Origin of the sequence: Pseudomonas sp. PDM24 (assembly GCF_019218905.1) — a bacterium.
Lineage (GTDB): Bacteria > Pseudomonadota > Gammaproteobacteria > Pseudomonadales > Pseudomonadaceae > Aquipseudomonas.
Map to the genome: position 1 here is coordinate 29,898 of NZ_JAHUWR010000011.1, position 23,926 is coordinate 53,823.

The following is a 23,926-nucleotide window of genomic DNA, read 5'->3' on the forward strand; positions in this document are numbered from 1 at the left end:
GCAGATAATAGCCAGCAAGCAAGTTCAGTACTTAAGCAAGTGCTCTGGATTATTGGTGGTTATGGATAACACGATGAATTACAGAACGTTTGGCAGGCTTGGCTGGAAAGTCAGTGAGGTGGGTTATGGCATGTGGGGTATTGCCGGCGGCGAAGGAGGCTGGACCGGCTCTGCCGATGAACAAGGCATGCAGGCTCTGCAACTGGCTGTCGATAAAGGCTGCAATTTTTTCGATACCGCATGGATATATGGCCGTGGGCACAGCGAACACATGCTGGGCCGAGTGCTCAAGAGCAATCCCGATAAAAAGATTGTCGTTGCCACAAAGATTCCACCAAAGAACAGGGAGTGGCCTTCCAAACGAGGCGATCGGCTCAATGATGTTTTCCCCTCCGATCATATTCGAGAGTTTGTTGATAAGAGTCTGAACAATCTGGGAATGCACTCTATTGACTTGATGCAGTTTCATGTCTGGGAAGACGACTGGGCACAAGATGAAAGCTGGATGCGGGTGATTGATGACCTGAAGTCTCAGAAGGTTATTCAAGGCATCGGCATCAGTGTTAATCGGTGGGAGCCTGACAATGTCATCAAGACACTGGAGACGGGATTGATTGACAGCGTTCAGGTTATTTACAACATCTTTGACCAGGCCCCCACGGACCACCTTATTCCTGCCTGCAAAAAACACAATGTGGGCGTGATCGCCAGGGTGCCGTTCGACGAGGGGTCCTTGACGGGGGTATTGACGAAAGAAACCGTGTGGCCGGAAGGCGATTGGCGTAACAGTTACTTTGTTCCGGAGAACCTGCACGCCACCGTCGATAGAGTCGAGGTGTTGAAAAAAGACATTCCCGAGGGGGTGTCACTGGCTGAGTGTGCATTGCGCTTCATCCTTTCGAATCCGGACATTCATACGGTTATCCCCGGCATGCGGGCGATAAGGAACCTTTCGCAGAACCTGGCGTGTTCATCGAAAGGTTCCTTGGACGCCGAACTTCTGCAGCGTCTTGCAGGTCATCGCTGGGACCGAACGCCGACAGAGTGGTCGCAATAACATTTCTTACGAAGTGTCTTCTATCTTGATCAAGGGAATGTCATGAAAATTTCAGAGTTGAAGAACCGCAAAGTAGGCGTGTGCTCATCGGGTGGCCTGGTCAGTCTGTTCATTAGCCAGCTACTCGAGAATGAGCAAATTGATTTCGAGCAGTTCATTGTTGATATCGGCCAGCCCAATGAAGAGGCCCATCAATTCTGTACCCGTAATATCGATCTGCTCAATGCCGCCCATGTTGTCGACTTGAAGGAAGATATGGCGACTGAATGCCTGAACGCTGTCAGGGCGCAGGCGCATTACGATGGTGGCTACTGGAACACCACCGGCATTGCCCGTGCCGTCACCGTCAAGGGGCTGGTCGCGGCGCTTGGCGCCAAGGGATGCAACGTCCTGGCCCACGGAGCCGTGCACGGTGGCAACGACGAATTTCGGTTCACCTACTACCTGAATATGTTTGCCCCGCAGATCATGCCCTATTCCCCCTGGCAGGACAGTGCGACGGCTGAACGCTTCAAGACCCGTAGCGATATGGGCCGGGCGGTAATAGACAAGAACGAACAGTTGTTGCGTGACAAGGCTGCCCATTCGATCGATGCCAATCTCGGCGGCGTGTCCCATGAGAGTGTTGAGCTTGAGTCCATTGCCAACTCCCCGGACAGCGTCCAGCCAATCATGGGGGTGCGCCCGGAGCAGGCGCCCGAACAGGTAGAACGTTGCACCATCCGGTTCGAGAAAGGTTACCCGGTGGAAATCAACGGCAAGGTCCTGTCCCATTATGAAGCGGTGGCGATGGCCAACGAAATCGCCGGGCGCAATGGTGTCGTGATCAAGGCAGTGCTCGAGAATCGAATGAATGGCACGAAAGGGCGGGGCACGTATGAGTCACCCGGTCTGGATTTGATCGCCACGGCATTGAAGAGCCTTTATCAGGCGACTGTCGATAAAGACTCCTGGGAAGTCTTGCGTTTCAGTTCGACGTTCATTGCCCGGCAGACGTATGCCGGTCGTTTGTACGATCCGGCCACTCAGGCGGCCTTCAAAGCGGTGAATGAGTTAGTGCAATGGGCCGATGGTTATGTGGACGTGAAGTTATACAAGGGCAGCTATCTGGTTGACCGTGTTTACAACTACAGCCGGAATCGATTCACGGCGCAGCAGTATCGCTTTGCCCATGGCGGGCAACGCTGGATCACCGAAAACATCCTTGAATCTGCCTGATCCGACTGGCGATTCACATGAGCGCAGGGATACCTTTGCTGTGCTCTTTCAGTTACCCGAGCTGAGCGGTCAAGGGAATGACAAACAAGTTAGTGATCTTGTGGGCGCCGCCGCGCTCGCTGTCAACGGCGTTCGTGCGAATGATTGAAGCCAGGGGCGATTTCACGGTACTGCATGAGCCGTTGTGCGATTTGGCTGCCGGTCATGTTTTTACCCATGAAGTACAGGGTGAAACGCACCGGATAGATTCGCCGGACAGGTTGTTCGCGCATGTCAGAACGTTATTGGACAAGGGCAATGTGTTCATTAAAGACACCTGCGAATTTTCTTATGCAGGGTTTATCGATGAAGGTGCTTATCCGGACGACGCGCACCATGTGTTCATGATCAGAAACCCCGAGCAAGTCATCAACTCGCACTATGCAATGAACCCGCAGTTGACCTCACAACAAGTCGGCTACCAGCACCTTGATGCGTTGTACTGCGCCGCCAGAGCGAGAGGCGTACATGATCCGGTCATTGTCGATGCCAACCAGTTGGTGCTGGCTCCGCAAAACGTTATCGCGGACTTTTGCCGCAAAGTAGGCATTGAACAAAAACCCGAATCCTTGCAGTGGGAACCCGGTCATCGCCGAGTGTGGGAGCGCACTCGGCACTGGCATGAAGATGCGGCCCAGAGCACCTCCATAAGACCGGTCAGCAAGCACTATGCGGTACGTGTCGATAACGACCCGCGCTTGAAGTCCTTCTATGACGACAACCTGGTTGTCTACAAGAAGTTCCTGTCTTACCTGTGATGTTCAAACTGAGTCGAGACGCTGTTTCGTTTTGAGTGAGGCGCTGTATGTCGAAAAATCTTGGCTGGCACGCTGGAGCGATCCTGCCGCACATGCGTTCGCGGCAATTACGTCAGCAGCCTTGTGCCTTGTGGTTCACGGGCCTCAGTGGGGCCGGCAAGAGCACAGTGGCGAGGCTGGTGGAGGCGAAGTTGTTCGAGTTGGGGTACGTCACGGTGGTGCTCGATGGCGACAACATTCGCCATGGCTTGTGCCGTGACCTGGGGTTCAGCGCCGATGACCGTATTGAAAATATCCGGCGCGTGGGGGAAGTCACCAAGCTGTTTCTGGACAGTGGAATCATTGTCCTCGCGGCGCTGATATCTCCCTTCGAACAGGACCGCAGTACGGTTCGGACGTTGCTGGGAGCGGACTTCATCGAAGTCTTCGTCGACACCCCGTTGGCAGTGTGTGAACGGCGTGATCCCAAAGGGCTGTATAGCAAGGCCAGGAGGGGTGAAATCACGAATTTCACCGGCATAGACTCGCCATACGAACGCCCCGTGGCCCCCGATATCCTGATCGGAGGGACACCGCAGAGCCCTGAGAGCAGTGCCGACAGCGTTATTGCTTATTTGCGCGAGAGCGGCAGGTTGAATTGATTTGTCGACGCGTCGCCGTACGACTGACATTAAAAAACATGCAATGACTATTTTACTGCCGGGTTTTTCAGAGAGGTTCGAATGGACGGTTTCAGTTACAAACAAGGTGTTCTGCATGCCGAAGGGGTGAACCTGGACAGCCTGGCTGAAAAGTTGGGCACACCCTTGTTTGTTTATTCATTGAGTACCTTGGCGTCGCACTTGCAAAACATGCGCGATGCTTTTTTACTGATTGACCCGCTGATTTGTTTCTCAGTCAAAAGCTGCAGCAATTTGAACATCCTGAAGTTTCTGGTGGAGCACGGCGCAGGTCTGGACGTCGTCAGTGGTGGCGAAATCTATCGAGCCCTGCTGGCCGGTGCTCGCCCCGAAACCATTGTATTTGCCGGGGTGGGCAAGTCTGCGGAGGAAATCAAATATGCACTGGAGGCAGGCGTCTATCAGTTCAATGTTGAGTCTGAGGGGGAACTGGCAAGGATTGATGCTATTGCGGGTCAGTGCGGCTGCAGGGCCAGGGTTTCTATTCGGATCAATCCCGACGTTGCTGACCGTGATACCCCGCAAAAAACATCTACGGGAGGACGTCAGACCAAATTCGGCATTCCGGTGACGCGTTCGGCGCGGCTTTACGCAGAGGGTTTGTACGGCAACGTCGACGTTTTCGGAATCCATGCGCACATTGGCTCGCCTATCCATGACAGCGCTTCCTATCTGGCTTGCATAGACGTCATCGAGACGCTGTTGGATGAGGTGGAACAGGCGGGCGGCACCGTCGATACGATCAATATCGGTGGTGGTTTTCCAGCCATATACGAAGCCTCTCATTCCAATAGCATTTCGTTGCAGGAAATGGGCAGCGTCATTTCTCACCGGCTTAAGAGACTCAAGGCGCGCGGCCTGCGGTTCGTGATTGAACCCGGTCGCTCTATCAGCGCCAATGCCGGCGTGTTGTTGACCGGCGTCGAATACATCAAGGATGGCTGGGACCGTCAGATCGTCATTGTCGATGCCGGCATGAACATCTTGCTCAGACCCACGCTTTACGGTGCCCACCATGCCATGTGGCCGATCCGATATGGCGATTTCAACGGGCACTGGACGCACGCGACCAATCCTTCGCAACCCCGGCCAGACGGGGCATTGTCGCCGGTGGATGTGGTTGGGCCGATTTGTGAAACAGGGGATTTTCTCGCGTTGTCGCGTCCGCTGCCGACGCTTTCGGAACATGACACCCTGGCCGTTTTTTCGGCGGGTGCCTACGCGATGAGCATGGCCAGCCAGTACAACTCGAAAGTTCGTCCGGCTGAAGTGGTGGTCATGGGCGAGCATTATCAAGTCGTGCGCCAGAGAGAGCGCTACGAGGATCTCGTTGCCAGGGAATTGGACGACATTGAAACAGTCAAGTCTGATGCTAAAAGTTTGAAGCTGGTTAAGTAATCCTCTGTTGTTTGATTAAGGCGGCTGGAAGTGACTGTGGACAATGAAACGTTTTGGCTTGTTTTTTTATTTTCGGCACTCTTGTTGAATATTTCTCCAGGGCCCGACCTGCTTTACATCTTGTCGAGGACGATATCCTCAGGAAAAAAAGTCGGTATCGCCTCGGCGCTGGGGGTCTGTAGCGGTGCCTTTGTCCATGTGGTTCTGGCGGCCTGCGGTGTCAGCGCTCTAATTGCCGCTTCGGAAAATGCCTTCGATGCACTCAAGTATGCCGGTGCAGCTTATTTGCTCTACTTGGGCGTGAAAAGTGTCATGCCCTCCACGGGGTCCGTTCATGATCAGGACAACGCGCAGGTCAAGCAATACGGTGTATGGCAAGCCTACAAGCAGGGCATTCTTATCGACGTGTTTAACCCGAAAGTCGCTTTGTTCTTTCTGGCGTTCCTGCCTCAGTTCGTTCAGCCGTCCATGGGGGCTCCCGCGCTACAGATCTTTTTATTAGGCAGCCTGGTAATCCTGGTTGCCATCGTCGTTGAAGTTTCGTTCGTCCTGGTGGCAGCCAAAGTCACAGAAAGGCTTCGCACCCACCCCAATGCAGGACAGTGGCTGGATCGAGTCATGGGCGCAGTTTTGATTGGACTGAGCATACGTTTGGCCACCACCGTCAGCTTGTGATCCGTGTATCAGCAAGCCTGGGATAGTTTGCAAATAAAGGGATTTATTTATGTCTGGCGCTCCCCTGAGTACTGCCTTTGGTTTTGATGTCGAGTTGTCTTGCGACGTCCTGGAAATGGTTTTGCAGAGTCACTCGACAACGCCGGATCACATTGCCGTTGTGAGCGGCACCGAGCGTGTCAGCTACCGTCACCTGATGCTTATGGCCAGCCATAACGCAGCGTCTCTGGAGGAGGCTGGATTGCAGGCGGGGGAGTGCCTGTTGTGCGGAGTCGATGCAGGTGTCGAGTTATCGGTGGTCTGGTTAAGCGCGATGATGGTCGGTGCCGTGCTCATACCGATCGACTTGTCCTGGCCAGCCAATCGCATGGCCGCCGTATTGGCCAGTACCCGTGCCCGGTTTGTTTATGTGCCCAGAGGTGAAGCGCCCAGACCCGAGCTTTGCGGCCTCACTTGTCTGGAGGTCAGCACTGACTGTGACGATGCGACACTGCCACCACGGACATCGCGCAGCAGTGCCAACACAAACCTCTATGGTTTCTTTACATCAGGCACGACCGGGACGCCCAAATGTGCCTTGAATCATCACGCCGGGGTGGCCAATCGATTCCGCTACATGAGTCGCTACTTTGGCGATGGGCATGTGGTTTACCAAAATAGTGCGCCGCTGTTCGATTCCTCGATCTGGCAACTGCTATGGCCTCTGACCAGTGGCGGCACAACGATTATTCCGTACCGGCGTGAGCTGTGGGATCTGGACTGCGTTGTCGAGCATATTCGTCGTCACCAGGTCACGATGACGGATTTTGTACCATCGCTTTTCAAGGTTCTTGTGCGGGCGTTGGAGCAAGGGGCAATCTGCCCATCTCACTTGCAGAGCCTGCAGTATGTGCTGATCGGCGGTGAGGCCATTGACCCGGTTTCCGTCCATTCCTTTCGCCGGATCCTGCCCGGTGTGCACATCATCAACACCTATGGGCATACGGAAGCCTCTATCGGCATGGTGTTTCACCAGGTGCGTGACACTGATGCCGGAGCTATTCCCCTTGGACGCCCAATCGACAATACCTACGTGCGAATCGTCGGGCCGCAACTGGAGGTGCTGCCAGACGGCATCGTCGGTGAGGTGGTGGTGGGGGGAATCTGTGTGGGCAACGGTTATCTTAACGAGCCCGAGCTGACGGAAAAATCCTTTGTGCCAAACCTGTTTCCCGATGTGCCGGGGGCTTTCGTTTATCGAACAGGCGACCGGGCGCGGGTGCGTGAAGACGGGTTGCTGGAGTTTCATGGACGCCACGATCATCAAGTGAAAGTGCGGGGTGTCAGAATCGAACTCGATGAGGTGAACGCGCGTTTTCGCGAAGCTTTTGTCCAAGTGCGCGATGCCGCGGCAGTCGTCGTCAACGCTGCACAGGGCGACGCCACGCTGGCATTGGCCTACACCGCAGAGCGTGCGATCGATGTCTGTGAACTGCGAAAAGAACTCGGTCGGCTTATGCCCCTGACGCACATCCCACAATACTTTCTGCACCTGCAAACGTTGCCGGTCAGTCCGAATGGCAAACTGGATTACACCGCCATTGCAGCCGCATTCATCGGGAGCTGGCAGTTTTTCCAGCCGCCCACCCCGGCCGTCTCGACGCAGGATCAGTTGCTTGAGTGCTTTCGTCAGGTGCTGTTGAGCGATTGTTTTTGTCAGGACTCGAATTTTTTTGAGTGGGGCGGGGATTCATTGGCTGCTGTTTCACTCAAGGTTTTGATAGGCGCGCGCTTCAACCGGACTTTTGCTTTACAGACCCTCTACCGCCACCCGACACCGCTGAGCCTTGGCGCGGCATTGTTCGATGGCAACGCCGGCACCAAAGCCATTGAAATGGCGCCTTTGTACAGCCACACCTTGCGACCTTGGGGGCAGTCGCAGAGGCGCATCCAGGAAATTCTGCTCACTGGAGCGACCGGTTTTGTCGGTATCCATATTCTGGAGCGTTTGCTGACCTCTACCGCGTTGAGGGTGACGGTACTTTTGCGCGGTGACACCCTTGAGTCAGCCCAGGCGCGGTTGATGTCCATCTACGCCAATGCCTTCACCGGAAGAGTATTGGATACCACCAGACTCAAGGCTGTCCTCGGGGATCTGAGGTCACCCTGCATTGGCCTCGATCCGCAAGAGTGGATACAACTGACCGAGAGCGTGGACGAGGTCATCCATAGCGCCGCTGAAGTGAATTTCTTGTCCGAGCCTTCCCATCTGTATGCCGCTAACGTGCAGGGGACTGCCGAGTTGATCCGGTTTTGCAACGAGTCGACCTTCAAGCGCCTGCACCATGTTTCCTCGTTGGCGGCCAGATGCTCGCTCGATGGTCAGGTCGGGGTGACGGGAGCCGAGCTGGATGAGCATGCCCGGTCGAACGGCATCAATGGCTACGGCTATACGAAATACCTGGCGGACCGATTGATTCTGGACGCCCAGGCGCAAGGGATGCGAGCGAAGATCTATCGGATCGATGATGTCTTGCCGTCGGTGAGCATGGGCTACAGCCATAAAAAATCCCTGGTGCACCTGTTGCTGAAATTATGCCTACGACTCGGGCAGGTGCCCGCGGGTTACGGGTACATTGGTTTACTGCCGGCAGACCGTTTGGCCAACTGGATTTGTCATTTTGTCGCGGCGCCCGAAGCCTTCGATTTGCTGGCACAACAAGTGGATGTCACGGCCATTGAGTTTGTAACGTTCGAGGCGTTGGTGGCCCATTGTGCCAATCGCTTAGGCATGTCGGTCAGCGTCGTCGATCACCGTGACTTTGTCGCGCAGATATCGGAGCGTGCGGACTGCGAATCGATGCTGATTGCTGGCATCCTGGCGGCCGACACTTCGAAGAGAGTCTTGTTTACTGACCCTTCGGATGTGAACTTGCGTGAATCGAGCCGTCAGCGACTGGGTCTGACCCAGTATCAGGAACTGATGGTCACGCTTTCGGAATTTGAGCCGTTTGTGGAACGGTTGGCGGGTGAGTTGGTTTAGTTTTTTTAACGGCTAATGATATGAAACTGTTCAGGCCCGGCAGATCTTCAACCGATACTGCGAACTGAATCCACAGATTCCGGAAGGCTTGGGCCAATCGACCTGTTTAATCAACTCGTTGAAGCATCACCGGCCGAACGCTCCCTTTCGCAGCTAATACAAATAGTGAACGACCAATGTTCACAGCATTGGCCTTTTTCATGCGCGTGACATTTACGTGACTTCTCGATTTCTCACGCCTGCTTCTTCTTCAAAATTGTCAGCACCGGTCCACGCGAATCGGTTGCTGACCGTGTTCGCAGCTTCAATCAAATGTCCAAGCTCAGCGCCCGGGTATGACTGGTGATGCTGCCGGTCTTCTATTGGTACTGACAGCCTGAGAGAACGATTTAGCTATGGGGCTGACCTTCGCCCTTACATGGCTCCGCATTCAATACGACGGAACCAAGCCAGTCCACTAGCTCATCGAAGCTGCACTAGGGTGTGCTGCCCGTTATGAGTATGTGAGATCAATTCTGACCAAGGGAAGGTTGTCGGCATCGTATGTACAACGATGTATCCGCAGAGCACATCTGATTCTCAGACACAAAGATGCGCAATCAATCACATGCTGCGGTAGGTCGCTGGTGAAACGATGTAATTCAATGTTGCTAACGTGGTGCCGATACTCCTGTATCCATATACCAACGGAGTGACAACGCATGGAAATCAGCAACACCCAAAGCGAGTACCAGAAGCCCAAAAATCTGGCTGGCCTGGGACGTCGGTGGGGAGGACAAATGATTGACTCCATAACCACCTTCTTTCTGTTCTATGCCGTAGGGCGAGCAGCCGAGTTTGTTGGTTTACCGCCAACCGTGGTCGCCCTCCTGGCTTTAGGATCAGGCGCGGCGTATTACCTGTTTTCCGATGCAATGCCCAACGGTCAGAGCTTGGGTAAAAAGCTGCTGGGGATGTCCGTGATTGATGAGCGCAGCTACCTTAACTGCAATCTATATCAATCTTTTGTACGCAACATCACTACGCCGTTTCTGAGTATTTTTGACTGGATATTTATTTTCTTTGGTTCGCGAAAACGGCTTGGTGACATGCTCGCATCTACGATCGTGATCCGATCCAAGTAAAGGCAAACGCTAGGGTCCCCACTTTTCGGGCGAGAAAGAATCATGCGGTTTTTTGTGACAGTAGTAGGCGTTCCAGCTCTGGCATTGATGCTTCTGTCTTTGCATGCGGGAGCGGAAACAATCAGGATTTCAGGGGTCCCAGGCGGGTGCACGGAGCCTGCTTTGACAGCAGCTTACATAATGCATGGCAGGCAGTACGAGCGTCCTATTGAAGAGACTAAGTCGCTAATCCCCGACTACGATCCGATTAAAGATGAAACAGGACTGACCAAGACAATGTTCTCTGCTGCTGAGCTTTATCCCGTGGAGGAAACAAAGGAGGGCAAGGAAGCCTCAGTGAAGCAGTTTTCCACTTTCTTTCGGGTCCTGTGCTTTGATGCTTATAGAAAAATGCAGCAGGCAAATCAAAAGCAGGGGAGCGGACAATGAACATGCGGATTTTGATAGGGATGGTGGCCTGAAACTCCGCATGTCCTGACGTGAAAAGCCCAGTCTAAATGCTGGATTTTGCTAAGTGCAGGACTCGGATGGAATCAAAACGACTAGATCCGTATCGCCTACGTCGACACCCGCCTGCGAAAGCAGAGTTGTAACTTGGCCGCGATGATGGGTCTGATGGTTAAAAAAATGCATGACCAAGCTGTAAAAATCCTTAGCGGACACTACACCCTTCATGTTTGCATAATTGAAGGGGCTATCTAAATCGGACTCCGTAATGGATTGAGCCCATTTGATGATTATTCGGTCGAGCCATTCTCGATACGCTGAGAGCTCTCGAATATTAGAGAACAACAATTGATCGAGGCTTTTCGGATCAGGAAGCTGCCTCACCGGCTCCAGTGCCAAGTGGTTCGTTGGGTGCTTGGCGAATCGCTTCAGCCAGATTGTATCTCCGACCGCTAAGTGGTTCAGAGTCCCGAGAATAGAGCCAAAAAAAGCTTTCCTGTCCGCCGAGAGCACTTCATCGGACAAGCCCCTGGCTGCTTCATAGACCTTGGCACTCATCCACTCGTTATAGGTTGCCATCAGACAGATATGGCTAGTGCGGCTCATCGTGTTCATCCTTTGAGTGGTTTGATAAGCGATCCTCGCTCATCTAAAAGCCCAGTCTAGTGCTGGGCTTTTGTATTTTGGCGGGCTGCATAAAGCCTGGGCGGGCCGGGCAAGATTTTAGCAGAGACGGTGTCCACATCGTTTGAGGTCCAACGCAACGACATCCCCGATGACGATTACTACGACGAGATCTTCGGTTGTGTCGACACCATCGGCCCGCTGGCTGGGGCACATTGCCCCCACCCGTCGGCTCGCTGACGTTAACCCAGCAGACTCGTCAGCTCCGCAAGCGCCGGGCTAAAGAAAAACCCCGCAAAAACAGCCGCTTCCAGATGGATGGCTGATTGTGTAACTTGTTGATACAAATATGAATCTGTATCATTTAGTTTCATATCAAGGGTGCGAGGGAGTGCATTGCCCATATAAAAATAAGGTCCAGGTAATGCTCAAAATGCTACTCGTGTATGGTCATCTGATTGCCACCTGTATTGCTCTGGGGAGGGTGTTACAGGCGGATCAAAAGCTATGGAGCTGGCGCAAGGATGTGTTGAGTGAGATACAGCGTGAGTATCTCGACGAGACCCAAAAAATCGTCACGCTCGCGCTATTGGCTCTTTGGGGAAGTGGCTTGCTGCTGGTGCTACAGGGTTACCTCTATGAGGGGAGCGCGTATCTGCTCAATCAAAAGCTCTGGGCCAAGGTGAGTGTTGTCGCGCTGCTTAGCCTCAATGGTGTTTTGTTGCATCGGATCGGTTTCCCGCTGCTGCAGAAGGCCCCCTTTGTCTTGTTACGCAACTCCGGCCGCACTCGCCTCGCTCTCTTGGGGGCTCTCTCTATGAGCGGCTGGTTATTTGCCGCTTTCCTGGGGGTAGCTCGAGCGTGGAATCACGTACTTCCTTACTTGCATGTGATGGGGGCTTTTGCTCTGTTCTCGTTGGTTGCCTGTGTAGTGGCGCTGATAGTCGCCAGTGCAGCGGGCGTCAGGGGAGATGAGTGGTCACGTACTGGCAGCAAGTGAAGCCAGGTCGGTTGTTCCTTCTCGTTTCTGCGGTGTTGCTCTTGCGGTCTTCCGAGGTGATGCGAGTTCACACTGTCCTCAATAAGTGAACCATGTGCCGCCGCTAAGGCGGCACAGGTGGATCAAGAGGTTGAATACTCGATATACAGTCTTTCGAGCGCCTCTTGGTATTTATCTCCCTTCAAAGTTTTTTTCAGCACTCCCAGGGCCTCGAGCGCTGAAGCCGCAGCCAGCGCCTCGTTTTCTCCCCGGTATGCGGCGCGCAGCCTTGCTGCTGCAATTATCGATTCTTCAGTCGTTGGCATGTTATTGCCCTCGAAGGATTGAACCTCACTGATAGTCGCAACCCTCAACGATTTCAAGCCCAAGGGGAGAGCTCCACCGAAAGGTCTTGGCCTGTTCAATGAAGTCGACCCCGATCAGCTTTGCACCGCCCCCGCGAAAGTGACTGCTGCGCAACGACAGCATGGACTGGCTCAGGTCGGACAGGCGCGGTGGCTGGCGCTGCTCTTCGTCGGCAATCCCTCGGCTCTCCCACTCATTGCCGACATAGGTGCCCGCCCCAGTGCGCGAGGCCAAAAAGCCTTCGGCAATCAGCTGATCGAATGCATTGAGAATGGTGATCCGCGACAGCGCCAATTCTTTGCTCAGGGTCCGCGTCGACGGCAGGCGCACGCCCCCTTGCATCTTTCCGCTGAGAATCTGCTTGCGAATCTGCAAATAGAGTTGGCGGTACAGGGGGATGGCGCTGGTACGGTCCAGCTCAATAGCCGACAGCAGCAAACCTGCAGGGGATTTCATTACATGCTCGTCTGGAGGGAGGTGGTTTGACCTGGAACACCATCAGGTACCCGCAGGGTATCGAGAGGCACTGGATAAGTCATCCATGGCAGCTGTTGATGCAGTGCCCGCTGTCATGAAATGAAAAGCCATTGTCGTCTGATGAGAAGCGACTCACCAGGCGGCGTCCTACAGTCCAATCAGCGCAATTCGACGCAGCACGCCCAACTTGAGACTGGAGAATAAGAAAAAATGGCCAAAGCCGTACGCTTCTACGAAACCGGTGGTCCCGAAGTCCTTCGTTATGAAGAGGTCGAAGTCGGCGATCCCGGTCCAGGCCAGGTTCGTCTTCGTCATGTGGCGGTGGGCCTGAACTATGCCGACACCTACTTTCGCAATGGCACTTACCCGATCCCGATGCCCAACGGCATGGGGGTTGAAGCGTCCGGTGTGGTCCAGGCCATCGGCGCAGGGGTGACCAACGTACAAGTCGGTGATCGCGTCACCTACACCGGTTTTCTCAATACATTGGGCGCCTACAGCACCGAGCGTCTGATCCCGGCCGCGCCGCTGATCAAGCTGCCGGAAACCATCAGTTTCGAGACTGCCGCAGCCATGACCATGCGCGGCTTGACGTCGTCGTACCTGATGCGACGCATTTACGACTTCAAGCCCGGCGACAGCATTCTGTTGCACGCCGCTGCCGGTGGTGTGGGCCTGATTGTTTCACAGTGGGCCAAGCTGCTCGGCCTGAACGTCATTGGCACTGTGTCCACCGAGGCAAAGGGTGAAATTGCCCGGGCCCATGGCTGCGAGCATGTCATCAATTACAGCCATGAAGACGTCGCCCAGCGCGTTCGCGAGCTGACGGACGGCGTTGGGGTCAACGTGGTGTTCGACAGTGTCGGCAAGAACACCTTCATGGGTTCCCTGGACTCGCTCAAGCGTCGCGGTTTGATGGTGTGCGTCGGCACGGCATCCGGCCCGATCCCGGCTTTCGATCCGGTATTGCTGGCGATGAAAGGCTCGCTGTTCCTGACCCGTCCGGCCCTGGCCGATTACATCGCCGATCCGGCGGAAAAAGCCGCGTTGGCGGGCGAATTGTTCGATCATGTCGGCAGCGGCCGGATCAAGATCGAGATCAACCAGCACTATGCTTTGCAGGATGCCGTGCAGGCCCATCGCGACCTGGAATCACGCAAAACCACGGGCTCATCGATTTTCGTCATTTAAGGGAGTTGTCTGCCATGAAAGTCGAACAATTGACCTGCAACATTGGCGCGGAACTGGTGGGCGTCAACCTCGCCGATGCAGTCCATGACGACGGTCTTTTTGCCGAGATTCGTGCTCAGCTGCTCAAGCATCGGGTGGTGTTCCTGCGTGATCAGGACATCACACGCGAGGAGCATGTGGCATTCGCCCGGCGCTTTGGCGAACTGGAGGATCATCCGGTGGCCGGCAGTGATCCGGATCATCCCGGGCTGGTGCGCATCTACAAGAATCCAGACCAGCCGATGGACCGCTACGAAAACGCCTGGCACACCGACGCGACCTGGCGCGAGGCGCCGCCGATGGGCTGTGTGCTGCGTTGCGTAGAGTGCCCTCCGGTGGGCGGCGACACCATGTGGGCCAACATGGTCGAGGCCTATGCGCGCTTGCCCGAAGACGTGAAGGTGAAGATCGCCGACCTGCGCGCGCGCCATAGCATCGAGGCGAGTTTCGGTGCCGCCATGCCGATCGAAAAGCGTCTGGCGCTCAAGGCGATGTATCCGGATGCCGAGCACCCGGTGGTGCGCACCCACCCGGAAACCGGGGAAAAGGTGCTGTTCGTCAACGCCTTCACGACGCACCTGAGCAACTACCACACCCCCGAGCGGGTGCGCTTCGGCCAGGACGCCAACCCGGGCGCAGGCGAGTTGCTGCGCTACCTGATCAGCCAGGCCTACATCCCCGAGTATCAGGTGCGCTGGCGCTGGAAACCCAACAGCATCGCCATCTGGGACAACCGCAGTACCCAGCACTACGCCGTCATGGATTACCCGCCGTGCCATCGCAAGATGGAACGCGCCGGCATCATCGGCGACAAGACTTACTGATCGACCGCCACTGCATTCGCACTCGTAAACACGCCTGCCCGGCACGATCCCGGGTGGGCGGAACAATCATAAGAATAGGAGTAACTCATGCAATTCTTCGACGATTCCCTGCACCCGGAAAACATGGAAAAGGTGGTGATCACCGTGGCCCCGTATGGCCCCGAGTGGATGCCGGAAGACTTCCCCGAAGACATCCCGTTGACCATGGACGAGCAGGTGCAGAAGGCGGTTGAGTGTTATGAGGCGGGTGCAACGGTATTGCACCTGCACGTGCGTGAATTGGACGGCAAGGGTTCCAAGCGTCTGTCCAAGTTCAACGAGTTGATCGCCGGTGTGCGTGAAGCCGTACCGGACATGATCATTCAGGTCGGTGGTTCGATTTCTTTCGCCCCCGAAAGCGATGGCGAAGCCGCCAAATGGCTGTCTGACGATACCCGGCACATGCTGGCCGAGCTGACGCCAAAACCGGATCAGGTCACGGTGGCCATCAACACCACCCAGATGAACATCATGGAGCTGCTGTATCCGCAATACCTGGAAGGCACGTCCCTGGCCAATCCTGCCTATCAGGCGGCGTACAGCGAAATGACCGTGCCGGCCGGCCCGGCCTGGGTCGCCGAGCACCTCAAGCGTCTGACGGACAACGGCATCCAGCCGCACTTCCAGCTGACCGGCATGCATGCCATGGAGACCCTCGAGCGTCTGGTGCGCAAGGGTGTCTACAAGGGCCCGTTGAACCTGACCTGGATCGGTATCGGCGGCGGTTTCGATGGCCCCAATCCGTTCAACTTCTTCAACTTCATCCACCGCGCGCCAGACGGTTGCACCCTGACCTCCGAGTCGCTGCTCAAAAACGTGATGCCGTTCAACACCATGTCGATGGCCATGGGTATGCACCCGCGTGTGGGCAATGAAGACACTATTATTGATCACAAGGGCGATCGTTTCGGCTCGGTTGCGCAGATCAAGCAAACCGTACGCATCGCCCATGAACTGGGTCGCGAAATCGCCACGGGTAAAGAAGCCCGTGAGATCTACCGCATCGGTGTGCAGTACCAAAGCATCGAAGAAACCCTGTTGGCCAATGGCATGGCCCCCAACCGCAAGGCCGGGCAGAAAGGTGTGCCGCAACGCGGCTGATCGGCAGACGAAGCGGGGGGCAATGGCTTCCCGCTCGCTGCACTGCAACACGCTTGATAACAACAATAAAACGAAGCTTTGAGGAGGCTGCATGGCCTTTCACCCAATCGCCGCAGACGATGATGACTGCAGTGGCGTCGGCGTTGCGCGCAAGTACGCCTGGATCGTCTTTGCGCTGACGTTCGGTTTGTTGATTTCCGATTACATGTCGCGTCAGGTGTTGAACGCGGTGTTCCCGATGCTCAAGGGCGAATGGGCCCTGAGCGACGGCCAGCTCGGCCTGCTCAGTGGCATTGTCGCGCTGATGGTGGGGTTGCTGACCATTCCCCTGTCATTGCTGGCGGATCGCTTCGGCCGGGTCAAGAGCCTGGCGCTGATGGCTTTGCTGTGGAGCCTGGCGACGCTGGGCTGCGCATTGGCGCAGGACTATCAGCAGATGTTCATTGCACGGTTCATGGTCGGCGTCGGCGAAGCGGCGTACGGCAGCGTCGGCATCGCCGTGGTGATCTCGGTGTTTCCAAAACACATGCGTGCAACGCTTGCCAGTGCGTTCATGGCGGGCGGCATGTTCGGTTCGGTGTTAGGGATGGCGCTGGGCGGTGCAATCGCCGCCAAGCTTGGCTGGCGCTGGTCGTTTGCCGGCATGGCGCTGTTTGGCCTGCTGCTGGCGGTGCTTTACCCGGTCATCGTCAAGGAAGCACGCATTGCGCCGCAACGTGCCGCTCAGGCGGCGAACAAGGCAGCTGCCGCGGTCAAGCGTCCGTTGCGTACGCTGTTTTCCAGCCGTTCGGTGATCGCTGCCTACATCGGCAGTGGCTTGCAACTGTTCGTCGGCGGCACCGTCATTGTGTGGATGCCCAGTTACCTCAATCGTTATTACCACATGGCCACCGACAAGGCTGGTGGCCTCGCGGCGATCATCGTGCTGTGCAGCGGTGCGGGGATGATCCTGTGCGGCATGCTCAGTGATCGACTGTGTCGCCATTCGCCGGAGCGCAAAGTCGCTTTGGCCATCGCCTATTGCCTGGGCAGTTGCCTGCTGCTGTCGGCGGCGTTCGCCCTGCCGGCGGGGCCTGGGCAATTGGTGCTGATCTGCCTGGGCATGTTGATTGCCGCCGGCACGACCGGCCCTTGCGGAGCCATGGTTGCCAACCTGACCCATTACTCGGTCCATGGCACGGCCTTCGCCACGTTGACCTTGGCCAACAATATGCTGGGGCTGGCGCCCGGGCCGTTCATCACCGGCAGGGTGTCCGACCTTATCGGCTTGCAGGCTGCTTTTCAGCTGGTGCCTCTGGTCAGCATCGCGGCGGCGGCCGTGTTCTTTTATGCCAAGTGTCATTACCACAAGGACATTGCCCGGCTTAAGGGCGAGCAAGTCCTCGATTCGATTGGCAAAGCGGCGTTAGAGGTGAAGTTGTGAGTGGTCGTTTACGTATTGATGTGTTTTTCGATTTCATCTGCCCGTGGTGCCTGATTGGCAAGCGTCAACTGGAGCGCGCGCAAGACCTGCTGCGCGTGCAGCAACCCGAGGTGGAAATCACCACGGTGTGGCACGGGGTGCAATTGCTGCCGCAGCTGCCGGCACAGGGTGAACCCTTCGCCGATTTTTATCTCAAGCGTCTGGGCAGCCCCGAAGCGGTAGCGATGCGCCAGGCCCAGGTGCAGCAGGCGGCGATGGCGGTGGGCGTGCCCATCGATCTGAGCCGAATTCCCAACATGCCCAATACCGCCGATGCCCATCGCTTGCTGGAGCGGGCGAGGGCGCTGGGCAATAGCGCCCAATGCGATGTGTTGCTGGAGCGTTTGTTCGCGGCTTACTTCCAGTTTGGCGAAAATCTTGGCTGCCCGGAAACCTTGCTGGTCATCGCCCGCTCGTGTGGCTTCAACGCTGCGGCGATGGCCTCCTTCCTGCAAGGTGACGGCGATCCTTACGTCGGCAACGAGGCGGGAGCGGCCAGCGGTGTACCCAATTTTCAGTTCGACCGGCGCCTGACATTGGTGGGCGCACAGCCTGCCGAAGCGCTGCTGGAGGCCATGTGCGAAGCCTTGGTTGAAAGTGCTCGCAAGCGGCAACCGGCATGAGTCTTCGTATTCCCGTGCCTGCCGGAAAACTCCCGCAGGCGGGTGGTCGTGCGCTGTTCGAATTCGATGGCAAAAGCCTGGCTTTATTCAACGTCGAAGGTGACCTGTTCGCCATTGACGACAGTTGCCCGCACCAGGGCGCCTCGCTGTGTGGCGGGCGTCTTGAGGGGCGGGTGATTCAGTGCTGCGCCCATGGCCTGCGCTTTGATCTGCGCAGCGGGTACTTGCTCAATTCAACCCAGCTCAAAGTCGCCAACTACCCCGTCGAGATCATTGACGGCCAGGTATTCATCGTCATCGTTCCCGAGGAGTCCGTGCCATGAGCACTATAGCTCTCACCCGCATCCACAGCCGAACGCGCGAATTGGCGCCAGGTTTTGTCGTCAGTCTGATCGTGGCGGCGGCCGCGTCCTTTTTGTCCGAGCATTACGGCGCGCCGGTGATGCTGTTCGCGTTGTTGCTGGGCATGGCGCTGAACTTTCTGGCCGGTGACGGCGCCTGCAAGGCTGGCATCGAATTCACGGCACGTACGGTGTTGCGCATTGGCGTGGCGTTGTTGGGCATGCGCATCACGCTCGAACAGATTGCCGCGCTGGGCTGGAAGCCTGTGGCGCTGGTGGTGATTGTGGTGGTGGTGACGATCGGCGTCTCGGTGATTGCGGCCAAAGCGCTGGGATTCCAGCGTTTGTTCGGCATGCTGACGGGCGGGGCCACCGCGATTTGTGGTGCGTCAGCCGCGTTGGCGCTGGCGGCGGCATTGCCGAACCATCCGCAGAAAGAACGCGCAACGTTGTTCACGGTGATCGGGGTGTCGGCGCTGTCGACCCTGGCGATGATCGTGTACCCGATGATTGCCAACTGGCTGTCGTTGTCGCCGCAAGTGGCGGGCGTGTTCCTGGGGGCGACCATCCACGATGTCGCGCAGGTGGTCGGCGCCGGTTACAGCATGTCGACCGAGACCGGCGATACGGCCACGGTAATCAAGCTGATGCGGGTTGCCATGCTGCTGCCCGTGATCGTCTGCGCCGCGATGATTACCCGCATGCAAGGCGCCGACCCGGCCGGCAAACGGCCGCCGCTGCTGCCATGGTTCGCCGTCGGATTTCTGATTCTGGCCTGTATCAACAGCACCGGCTGGATAGCCCCGGTGGTGCAGGGATCGGTCAATGACTTGTCGCGCTGGTGCCTGGTGGTTTCCATCAGCGCCCTGGGCATGAAAACCCAGCTCAAGGAGCTGGCGGCGGTGGGCATTAAGCCGATCCTGCTGATGGTGGGGGAGACGGTGTTCCTTGTCGTGCTGGTGCTGCTGTTGCTGCGCTGGGGTCTTTAAGCCCGTTAAAAAATACTGTCAGCCGTAATGCTATCCCGTAGGAGCTATCGAGCCTGCGAGGCTGCGATCGGCTGCGAAGCAGTCGTAAAACCAGAACCTGCGGTGCATCAGGCAAACCGCGTCAGCCGGATTCACGACTGCTTCGCAGTCGATCGCAGCCTCGCAGGCTCGACAGCTCCTACAGGGCCGGACCTCGCTCCACATTGCAGTGGGACTCCTCGGCCGGTGTCATAACACCGGTTCTTTTACGGCGACTGTGCCAGCAGTCGCCGTTTTTTTTGCCTGTTTTGCATTCGCTTCAGGGTTCGCTGGAGCCGGGCAGAGTGCTCAGGTCCGACGGTGCTTTGACGGGGTGCTTTTGCGCGCTGCGCCATGCGGCGGGCGGCATGCCGAACTGGGTGATGAACCAGCGTGTGAAGGAGCTCGCCATGGAGTAGCCAAGCATGTCGGCGATTCGGCCCAACGAATAATTCGGGTTTTCCAGGTAGCGCAACACCAGGTCGCGGCGCACGTCGTTGATCAGGTCGTTGAAGGCGCAGCCGTCGTCTTTCAGGCGACGTTGCAGGGTGCGTACGTTCATGCCCTGGGTCTGGGCGATCTGCTCGATGGTGGCGCGTCCCATCGGCAGCAGCAGGTAGATGGCTTTGCGCACCTCGAACAGCATCGAAGGACCTTCATGGCTGAGCAGCGAATCGAGGTAGCTCTGGGCGTAGCGTGCCATGGCCGGGTCGGCATTGGGGTTGGTCACGTCGAGGCTGGCGTCGGAGCAGACGATGCCGTTGAACTCGCTGCCGAACTCCAGCTTGCAACCGAACAGGCGCCGATGCAGTTGCAGGTTGTCGGGAGGCTGGTGCGTGAAGTTGACGCTGTAAGGGTGCCAGTGGCTGCCGAGTAGCGCGGCGCACAGGCGGAACATCACGCCGATGGCCAGTTCGGTGGCTTGCCGGCTGGGCATCGGCGATTCGGTGACCACCTCTTCGCGAATGATCACCATCTTGCCGGCCTCTTCAATGAAGATGGCTAATGAATCGTTCATCAGATGACGGTAATGCACCACGACCTGCAAGGCATCTCGCAGCGTTCGCTGGTGGCTGAGCAGCAGGCTGACCACACCGAAGTCCGAAAGCTGACGCGACTCGGCCATGCTCAGGCCGAAGCTCTGGCAGCCACTGGCGGCGGCCGAATCTTCCAGCAGGCGTACGGCGGCATCAATGGGGATGCGGTGTTCGGGCGCTTGCAGCAGCGCTTTGCTCAGGCCGACGCCGGCCAGTACATCACGCGGGTTGAACCCCAGGTATTGGGTGACCTCCAGGTAGTTGGTCAAGACAGCGGCGCGAACAAGCTTGGGCATGCGAAGGTCTTTCCTGGGCCAGTTGCGATTCGGATGAGCGTGGCGACTATATCCAGCACATCAGCAATTGAACAGTTGTGACGTTGTCGAGGGCGCTCGCCCGATTCTGTCCAGAAGCCCCTGCGTTTTTGTCGAGCAATCGACGCTCACCCATTGATTACAGTGACCTGCAGAGAAGCTGCGGGGTTTTTCGACCAATGGTCGGGGCACACCAGCCTCGGCAAATCTGTCATGAAAAGAAAAGTGCCTGACGTCCAATGAAAAGCGCCTTGGGTGGGCGCTCTTTAATGTCAGTCCTACAAAAAGCCCCTGGCGATAGAGCCAGTCGAGTCATCGAGAAAGCGAAGGTGTTGAAAGTGGACAAACTGCAAACTGCCGCAACCGTTCTGATCGTACCGGGTCTGCGCGAGCACGTTGCCGAGCATTGGCAAACGTTGCTTGAGGCAAGGCTCTGCAAAGTGCGCAGTGTGCCGCCGCTGGAAACCGACAAGCTCGATTGCGCCAAGCGGGTCGAAGCGATCCAGCACGCGCTGGAGCAGATCGACGGGCCGGTGATCCTGGTCGCTCACAGCGCCGGTGTGCTGATGGTCGCGCACTGGGCTGCGCAGCACAGTCGGCCGATCAAGGGCGCGCTGCTGGCCACGCCTCCGGATCTCGATGCTCATTGGCCACAAGGCTACCCATCTGCCGAAACCCTGCGTACCCAGGGTTGGAATCCTCTACCCAAAAAGCCACTGCCGTTCCGCAGTCTGGTGGCCGTCAGTACCAACGACCACCTCGCCAGCCTGGATGCCGCCACTCGCCTGGCAGAAGGCTGGGGCAGTGAACTGCTCAACCTGGGCAAGGTGGGTCATCTCAATCCGGCAGCAGGGTTTGGCCACTGGCCGCAAGCAGAAGCACTCATCCTGGAGCTGGATCGCTAGTTCAGGCGCCGGTTGGTTCCAGCCATCCGGTATTTGCCCTCACTCCTGAAAAACGCAAACCCCTGAAACAAGGGTTGCGCGAGGGCGGCTGCGCTTAAAACAAATACAAAAAGGCGGAGAGACAACGCAATGCACAACAATAAGAGTCACGGGTTCGCACCCTCGCGTTACACCTTGTTGGCCTCGGCCATTCTGGCCGCCGCCGTGCCGGTCGCGCAGGCGGTCGAACTCGACACAGGTAACCCGGACTGGACCGTGCGTTTTGATAACACCGTGAAGTACAACTACGGCGTACGCACCGAAAGCGCCGACAAGCGCATGTTGGCGACACCGAACAACAACGATGGCGACTACAACTTCCGCAAGGCCGGGACCAACATCACCAACCGTGTTGACCTGTTGACCGAAATGGATGTGGTCTACCAGAACCACATGGGCTTTCGCGTCAGCGCCGCCAGTTGGTATGACAAGGCCTACGAGAACACCGGTTCCAATTCCAACCCGTTCGTCAACGGCAATGACGCACGGTCGGGTCTGGTTGCCAACGATCCGCGCCTGGCCGGGGTCACCGGCGACAATGTCGGCAATGGCAGCCCGCACCTGAGCAACTACGCCCAGCGTTACTACACCGGTCCATCCGGCGAAATCCTCGATGCCTTCGTGTTCTACAGCACCGAAGTGGGCGAGGAGTCGCTGTTGAGCGTCAAGGCCGGTCAGCACAACGTGTTCTGGGGTGAAACCATTCTCAACCCGGTGCACTCGAACAGTTACGGCCAATCGGGCCTGGACCTGGCCAAACTGGCTGCCTCGCCCGGTACCGAAGCCAAGGAACTGTTCGTTCCGCGTAACCAGTTGTCGATGTCGTTCACCGTCAATCCCGAGTTGACCGTGGGCGCTCAGTATTTCCTCGATTGGGATGCTGCGCGCCTGCCTGAAGCCGGTACTTACTATGGTGGTTCCGATCTGGTCGGCTTCGGTGCGCAGTCGTTCCTGCTGGGCAACACCAATGGCGTGGTGCCGGGCAGTCCGCTGGGTTGTGGTCTGGCGCCCTGCAACGGGCTGACCAATGTGCGTCGCGGTCACGACCTGACGCCGGACAAGCGCGGAGACTGGGGCGTGATGGCCAAGTGGTCGCCGGCCTGGCTGGATGGCACCCTCGGTGTTTATTACCGCGAAACCTCGGAAATCCTGCCGCAAGCCTGGCTGGATGCCAGAGGCCTGAGTTCGGCCAACCCCAACGGCACCCGTCCGGCAGGGCAAGTGCCTGCGGTGATCAACACGCTCAACTCGCTGAGCACCGCCACCTATCAAATGGCCTATGCCGACAACATCAAGATCGTTGGCCTGAGCCTGTCCAAGGACGTTGGCGGGGTGAGCGTCGGTTCGGACCTGAACATTCGTCACAACATGCCGTTGGCCAGTATTCCGGCGGTTGTCAGCACTAACAGTCCGCTAGGCCTGGGCGCCGGTCTTGGCCTGTTGCCGGCGCGTACGGCGGCCACCGGTGTGGTTTATGACAACCCGCAGAAGGGCGACAGCATGGCCGCCACCGGTGACACGTTGCACTGGACGCTCAACGGCCTGATGACCTTCCCGAAAACCCCGGTGTTCGATTCGGCCAGCCTGCTCGCCGAGTTGTACTACAGCAACTTGCTCAAGCTCGATAGCAAGAACGAAGCGCTCTACAAGGGCAAGGACACCTATCGCGGCATCGACCAGCCGACCCGGGACAACTGGGGCATCGCGGTCAACTTCACACCGACCTGGTATCAGGTGTTTCCCGGTGTCGACCTCAACGCACCGATGTCCATCAACGTCGGTCTCGACGGCGTGTCACCGGTGTCCGGTGGCGGTGCCAAAGACACCGGCAACTATGCCGTGGGCGTGGGTGCTGTTGTGTACAACAAATACTTCATCGACCTGAAGTACGTGGACTCCTTCGGCAAGACCGACAAGTGCGACGCCAGCGGTCTGAGCACCGGCGCGGCCAATGCCGGCAGCGGCGACGGCTCCACCCCCAATGCCTTTAGCGGCAATGAAAACTACGCGTGTTACGGCGGCGGCTACTCGGCCTTCTCCGGTGGTGGTGCCACGACTGAGGACCGTGGCGCCGTTTACCTGACGATGAAAACCACTTTTTGATGCACCACTGATTTGCTCAATGCAAGCAGGAGAATAA

The 23,926-nt window shown here is 57.1% G+C and carries 24 protein-coding genes and 1 pseudogene; 20 read left to right on the forward strand and 5 right to left on the reverse strand.

The features are described 5' to 3' along the window. Nucleotides 1-73 precede the first annotated feature (73 nt). From KW837_RS27245 to KW837_RS27285, 9 genes are all read left to right on the forward strand, one after another. Entirely contained in the window at nucleotides 74-1,057 is a 984-nt protein-coding gene (locus KW837_RS27245; protein WP_218399190.1) for an aldo/keto reductase, read from the forward strand. A 42-nt stretch (nucleotides 1,058-1,099) separates the two neighbouring features. Then, the gene (locus KW837_RS27250) at nucleotides 1,100-2,275 is read left to right on the forward strand and encodes an argininosuccinate synthase domain-containing protein (protein WP_218399191.1); all 1,176 of its coding nucleotides are present in this window, start codon (nucleotides 1,100-1,102) and stop codon (nucleotides 2,273-2,275) included. 77 nt (nucleotides 2,276-2,352) lie between these two features. Further along, nucleotides 2,353-3,072, forward strand: a complete 720-nt coding sequence (locus KW837_RS27255) for a sulfotransferase family protein (protein WP_007992552.1) — start codon at nucleotides 2,353-2,355, stop codon at nucleotides 3,070-3,072. Nucleotides 3,073-3,119: 47 nt separating this feature from the next. Continuing rightward, nucleotides 3,120-3,713 carry an adenylyl-sulfate kinase gene (gene cysC, locus KW837_RS27260; RefSeq protein WP_218399192.1) on the forward strand — a complete coding sequence of 198 codons (594 nt, stop codon included), beginning with the start codon at nucleotides 3,120-3,122 and terminating at the stop codon, nucleotides 3,711-3,713. An 81-nt stretch (nucleotides 3,714-3,794) separates the two neighbouring features. After that, nucleotides 3,795-5,150, forward strand: coding sequence for a diaminopimelate decarboxylase (gene lysA / locus KW837_RS27265; protein ID WP_218399193.1), 1,356 nt, complete (start codon nucleotides 3,795-3,797; stop codon nucleotides 5,148-5,150). A 36-nt stretch (nucleotides 5,151-5,186) separates the two neighbouring features. Further along, nucleotides 5,187-5,825, forward strand: a complete 639-nt coding sequence (locus tag KW837_RS27270; RefSeq protein WP_218399194.1) for a LysE family translocator — start codon at nucleotides 5,187-5,189, stop codon at nucleotides 5,823-5,825. A gap of 115 nt (nucleotides 5,826-5,940) precedes the next feature. Then, nucleotides 5,941-8,847, forward strand: coding sequence for an AMP-binding protein (locus KW837_RS27275; RefSeq protein WP_256349060.1), 2,907 nt, complete (start codon nucleotides 5,941-5,943; stop codon nucleotides 8,845-8,847). A 701-nt stretch (nucleotides 8,848-9,548) separates the two neighbouring features. After that, complete coding sequence (locus KW837_RS27280; RefSeq protein WP_218399196.1) at nucleotides 9,549-9,971, forward strand: RDD family protein; 423 nt, start codon at nucleotides 9,549-9,551, stop codon at nucleotides 9,969-9,971. Nucleotides 9,972-10,133: 162 nt separating this feature from the next. After that, nucleotides 10,134-10,400, forward strand: coding sequence for a hypothetical protein (locus KW837_RS27285; protein ID WP_218399197.1), 267 nt, complete (start codon nucleotides 10,134-10,136; stop codon nucleotides 10,398-10,400). Nucleotides 10,401-10,481: 81 nt separating this feature from the next. Here the strand turns inward: KW837_RS27285 and KW837_RS27290 are convergent, their stop codons facing one another. Then, a complete protein-coding gene (locus KW837_RS27290; RefSeq protein WP_218399198.1) occupies nucleotides 10,482-11,024 on the reverse strand; it encodes a DinB family protein in 543 nt (180 codons plus the stop codon). A gap of 129 nt (nucleotides 11,025-11,153) precedes the next feature. On the opposite strand from KW837_RS27290, the gene KW837_RS28885 reads away from it, so the two are divergent. Continuing rightward, entirely contained in the window at nucleotides 11,154-11,282 is a 129-nt protein-coding gene (locus KW837_RS28885; protein ID WP_256349037.1) for a hypothetical protein, read from the forward strand. 2 nt (nucleotides 11,283-11,284) lie between these two features. Here the strand turns inward: KW837_RS28885 and KW837_RS27295 are convergent, their stop codons facing one another. Continuing rightward, nucleotides 11,285-11,446, reverse strand: a complete 162-nt coding sequence (locus KW837_RS27295) for a hypothetical protein (RefSeq protein ID WP_218399199.1) — start codon at nucleotides 11,444-11,446, stop codon at nucleotides 11,285-11,287. Nucleotides 11,447-11,466: 20 nt separating this feature from the next. On the opposite strand from KW837_RS27295, the gene KW837_RS27300 reads away from it, so the two are divergent. Continuing rightward, nucleotides 11,467-12,042, forward strand: coding sequence for a hypothetical protein (locus KW837_RS27300; protein WP_218399200.1), 576 nt, complete (start codon nucleotides 11,467-11,469; stop codon nucleotides 12,040-12,042). Nucleotides 12,043-12,164: 122 nt separating this feature from the next. On the opposite strand, the gene KW837_RS27305 is transcribed toward KW837_RS27300, so the two are convergent. Together KW837_RS27305 and KW837_RS27310 are read right to left on the reverse strand one after the other, a co-directional pair. Continuing rightward, nucleotides 12,165-12,347 (reverse strand): hypothetical protein, encoded by a 183-nt coding sequence (locus KW837_RS27305; RefSeq protein ID WP_218399201.1) that lies wholly within the window; start codon nucleotides 12,345-12,347, stop codon nucleotides 12,165-12,167. A 130-nt stretch (nucleotides 12,348-12,477) separates the two neighbouring features. Then, nucleotides 12,478-12,843: pseudogene (locus KW837_RS27310) on the reverse strand (GntR family transcriptional regulator); the annotation flags it as partial. Nucleotides 12,844-13,074: 231 nt separating this feature from the next. On the opposite strand from KW837_RS27310, the gene KW837_RS27315 reads away from it, so the two are divergent. The 7 genes from KW837_RS27315 (at nucleotide 13,075) to KW837_RS27345 (ending at nucleotide 19,473) form a co-directional block, all read left to right on the forward strand. Beyond that, nucleotides 13,075-14,055 (forward strand): quinone oxidoreductase, encoded by a 981-nt coding sequence (locus KW837_RS27315; RefSeq protein WP_008072383.1) that lies wholly within the window; start codon nucleotides 13,075-13,077, stop codon nucleotides 14,053-14,055. 14 nt (nucleotides 14,056-14,069) lie between these two features. Further along, on the forward strand, nucleotides 14,070-14,918 hold the full coding sequence (locus KW837_RS27320) for a TauD/TfdA family dioxygenase (RefSeq protein WP_218399202.1): 849 nt from the start codon (nucleotides 14,070-14,072) through the stop codon (nucleotides 14,916-14,918). Between the two features lie 87 nt (nucleotides 14,919-15,005). Then, nucleotides 15,006-16,058, forward strand: coding sequence for a 3-keto-5-aminohexanoate cleavage protein (locus KW837_RS27325; RefSeq protein ID WP_218399203.1), 1,053 nt, complete (start codon nucleotides 15,006-15,008; stop codon nucleotides 16,056-16,058). A gap of 91 nt (nucleotides 16,059-16,149) precedes the next feature. Then, entirely contained in the window at nucleotides 16,150-17,481 is a 1,332-nt protein-coding gene (locus KW837_RS27330; protein WP_218399204.1) for an MFS transporter, read from the forward strand. Further along, entirely contained in the window at nucleotides 17,478-18,143 is a 666-nt protein-coding gene (locus KW837_RS27335) for a DsbA family oxidoreductase (protein WP_218399205.1), read from the forward strand. The genes KW837_RS27330 and KW837_RS27335 overlap by 4 nt, the downstream gene beginning before the upstream one ends. Next, nucleotides 18,140-18,466 carry a Rieske 2Fe-2S domain-containing protein gene (locus KW837_RS27340; RefSeq protein WP_008072378.1) on the forward strand — a complete coding sequence of 109 codons (327 nt, stop codon included), beginning with the start codon at nucleotides 18,140-18,142 and terminating at the stop codon, nucleotides 18,464-18,466. Before KW837_RS27335 ends, KW837_RS27340 begins: the two co-directional genes overlap by 4 nt. Continuing rightward, entirely contained in the window at nucleotides 18,463-19,473 is a 1,011-nt protein-coding gene (locus KW837_RS27345; protein ID WP_008072377.1) for a YeiH family protein, read from the forward strand. The genes KW837_RS27340 and KW837_RS27345 overlap by 4 nt, the downstream gene beginning before the upstream one ends. 298 nt (nucleotides 19,474-19,771) lie before the next feature. Here KW837_RS27345 and KW837_RS27350 read toward each other — a convergent pair whose 3' ends face one another. Continuing rightward, nucleotides 19,772-20,824 carry an AraC family transcriptional regulator gene (locus KW837_RS27350; protein WP_218399206.1) on the reverse strand — a complete coding sequence of 351 codons (1,053 nt, stop codon included), beginning with the start codon at nucleotides 20,822-20,824 and terminating at the stop codon, nucleotides 19,772-19,774. Between the two features lie 356 nt (nucleotides 20,825-21,180). Here KW837_RS27350 and KW837_RS27355 point away from each other — a divergent pair, with 356 nt between their 5' ends. After that, nucleotides 21,181-21,747: an alpha/beta hydrolase gene (locus KW837_RS27355; RefSeq protein ID WP_218399207.1), complete on the forward strand. Its 567-nt coding sequence runs from the start codon at nucleotides 21,181-21,183 to the stop codon at nucleotides 21,745-21,747. A gap of 129 nt (nucleotides 21,748-21,876) precedes the next feature. Continuing rightward, a complete protein-coding gene (locus KW837_RS27360; protein WP_218399208.1) occupies nucleotides 21,877-23,889 on the forward strand; it encodes a DUF1302 domain-containing protein in 2,013 nt (670 codons plus the stop codon). Nucleotides 23,890-23,926: the final 37 nt, after the last annotated feature.

Bases quoted from the DNA above. Each gene is read 5' to 3' on its own strand.
- KW837_RS27245 (WP_218399190.1), top strand. From the start codon at position 74: ATGAATTACAGAACGTTTGGCAGGCTTGGCTGGAAAGTCAGTGAGGTG.
- KW837_RS27250 (WP_218399191.1), top strand. From the start codon at position 1,100: ATGAAAATTTCAGAGTTGAAGAACCGCAAAGTAGGCGTGTGCTCATCG.
- KW837_RS27255 (WP_007992552.1), top strand. From the start codon at position 2,353: ATGACAAACAAGTTAGTGATCTTGTGGGCGCCGCCGCGCTCGCTGTCA.
- cysC (WP_218399192.1), top strand. From the start codon at position 3,120: ATGTCGAAAAATCTTGGCTGGCACGCTGGAGCGATCCTGCCGCACATG.
- lysA (WP_218399193.1), top strand. From the start codon at position 3,795: ATGGACGGTTTCAGTTACAAACAAGGTGTTCTGCATGCCGAAGGGGTG.
- KW837_RS27275 (WP_256349060.1), top strand. From the start codon at position 5,941: ATGGTTTTGCAGAGTCACTCGACAACGCCGGATCACATTGCCGTTGTG.
- KW837_RS27280 (WP_218399196.1), top strand. From the start codon at position 9,549: ATGGAAATCAGCAACACCCAAAGCGAGTACCAGAAGCCCAAAAATCTG.
- KW837_RS27290 (WP_218399198.1), bottom strand. From the start codon at position 11,024: ATGAGCCGCACTAGCCATATCTGTCTGATGGCAACCTATAACGAGTGG.
- KW837_RS27295 (WP_218399199.1), bottom strand. From the start codon at position 11,446: ATGGGCAATGCACTCCCTCGCACCCTTGATATGAAACTAAATGATACA.
- KW837_RS27300 (WP_218399200.1), top strand. From the start codon at position 11,467: ATGCTCAAAATGCTACTCGTGTATGGTCATCTGATTGCCACCTGTATT.
- KW837_RS27305 (WP_218399201.1), bottom strand. From the start codon at position 12,347: ATGCCAACGACTGAAGAATCGATAATTGCAGCAGCAAGGCTGCGCGCC.
- KW837_RS27315 (WP_008072383.1), top strand. From the start codon at position 13,075: ATGGCCAAAGCCGTACGCTTCTACGAAACCGGTGGTCCCGAAGTCCTT.
- KW837_RS27320 (WP_218399202.1), top strand. From the start codon at position 14,070: ATGAAAGTCGAACAATTGACCTGCAACATTGGCGCGGAACTGGTGGGC.
- KW837_RS27325 (WP_218399203.1), top strand. From the start codon at position 15,006: ATGCAATTCTTCGACGATTCCCTGCACCCGGAAAACATGGAAAAGGTG.
- KW837_RS27330 (WP_218399204.1), top strand. From the start codon at position 16,150: ATGGCCTTTCACCCAATCGCCGCAGACGATGATGACTGCAGTGGCGTC.
- KW837_RS27340 (WP_008072378.1), top strand. From the start codon at position 18,140: ATGAGTCTTCGTATTCCCGTGCCTGCCGGAAAACTCCCGCAGGCGGGT.
- KW837_RS27345 (WP_008072377.1), top strand. From the start codon at position 18,463: ATGAGCACTATAGCTCTCACCCGCATCCACAGCCGAACGCGCGAATTG.
- KW837_RS27350 (WP_218399206.1), bottom strand. From the start codon at position 20,824: ATGCCCAAGCTTGTTCGCGCCGCTGTCTTGACCAACTACCTGGAGGTC.
- KW837_RS27360 (WP_218399208.1), top strand. From the start codon at position 21,877: ATGCACAACAATAAGAGTCACGGGTTCGCACCCTCGCGTTACACCTTG.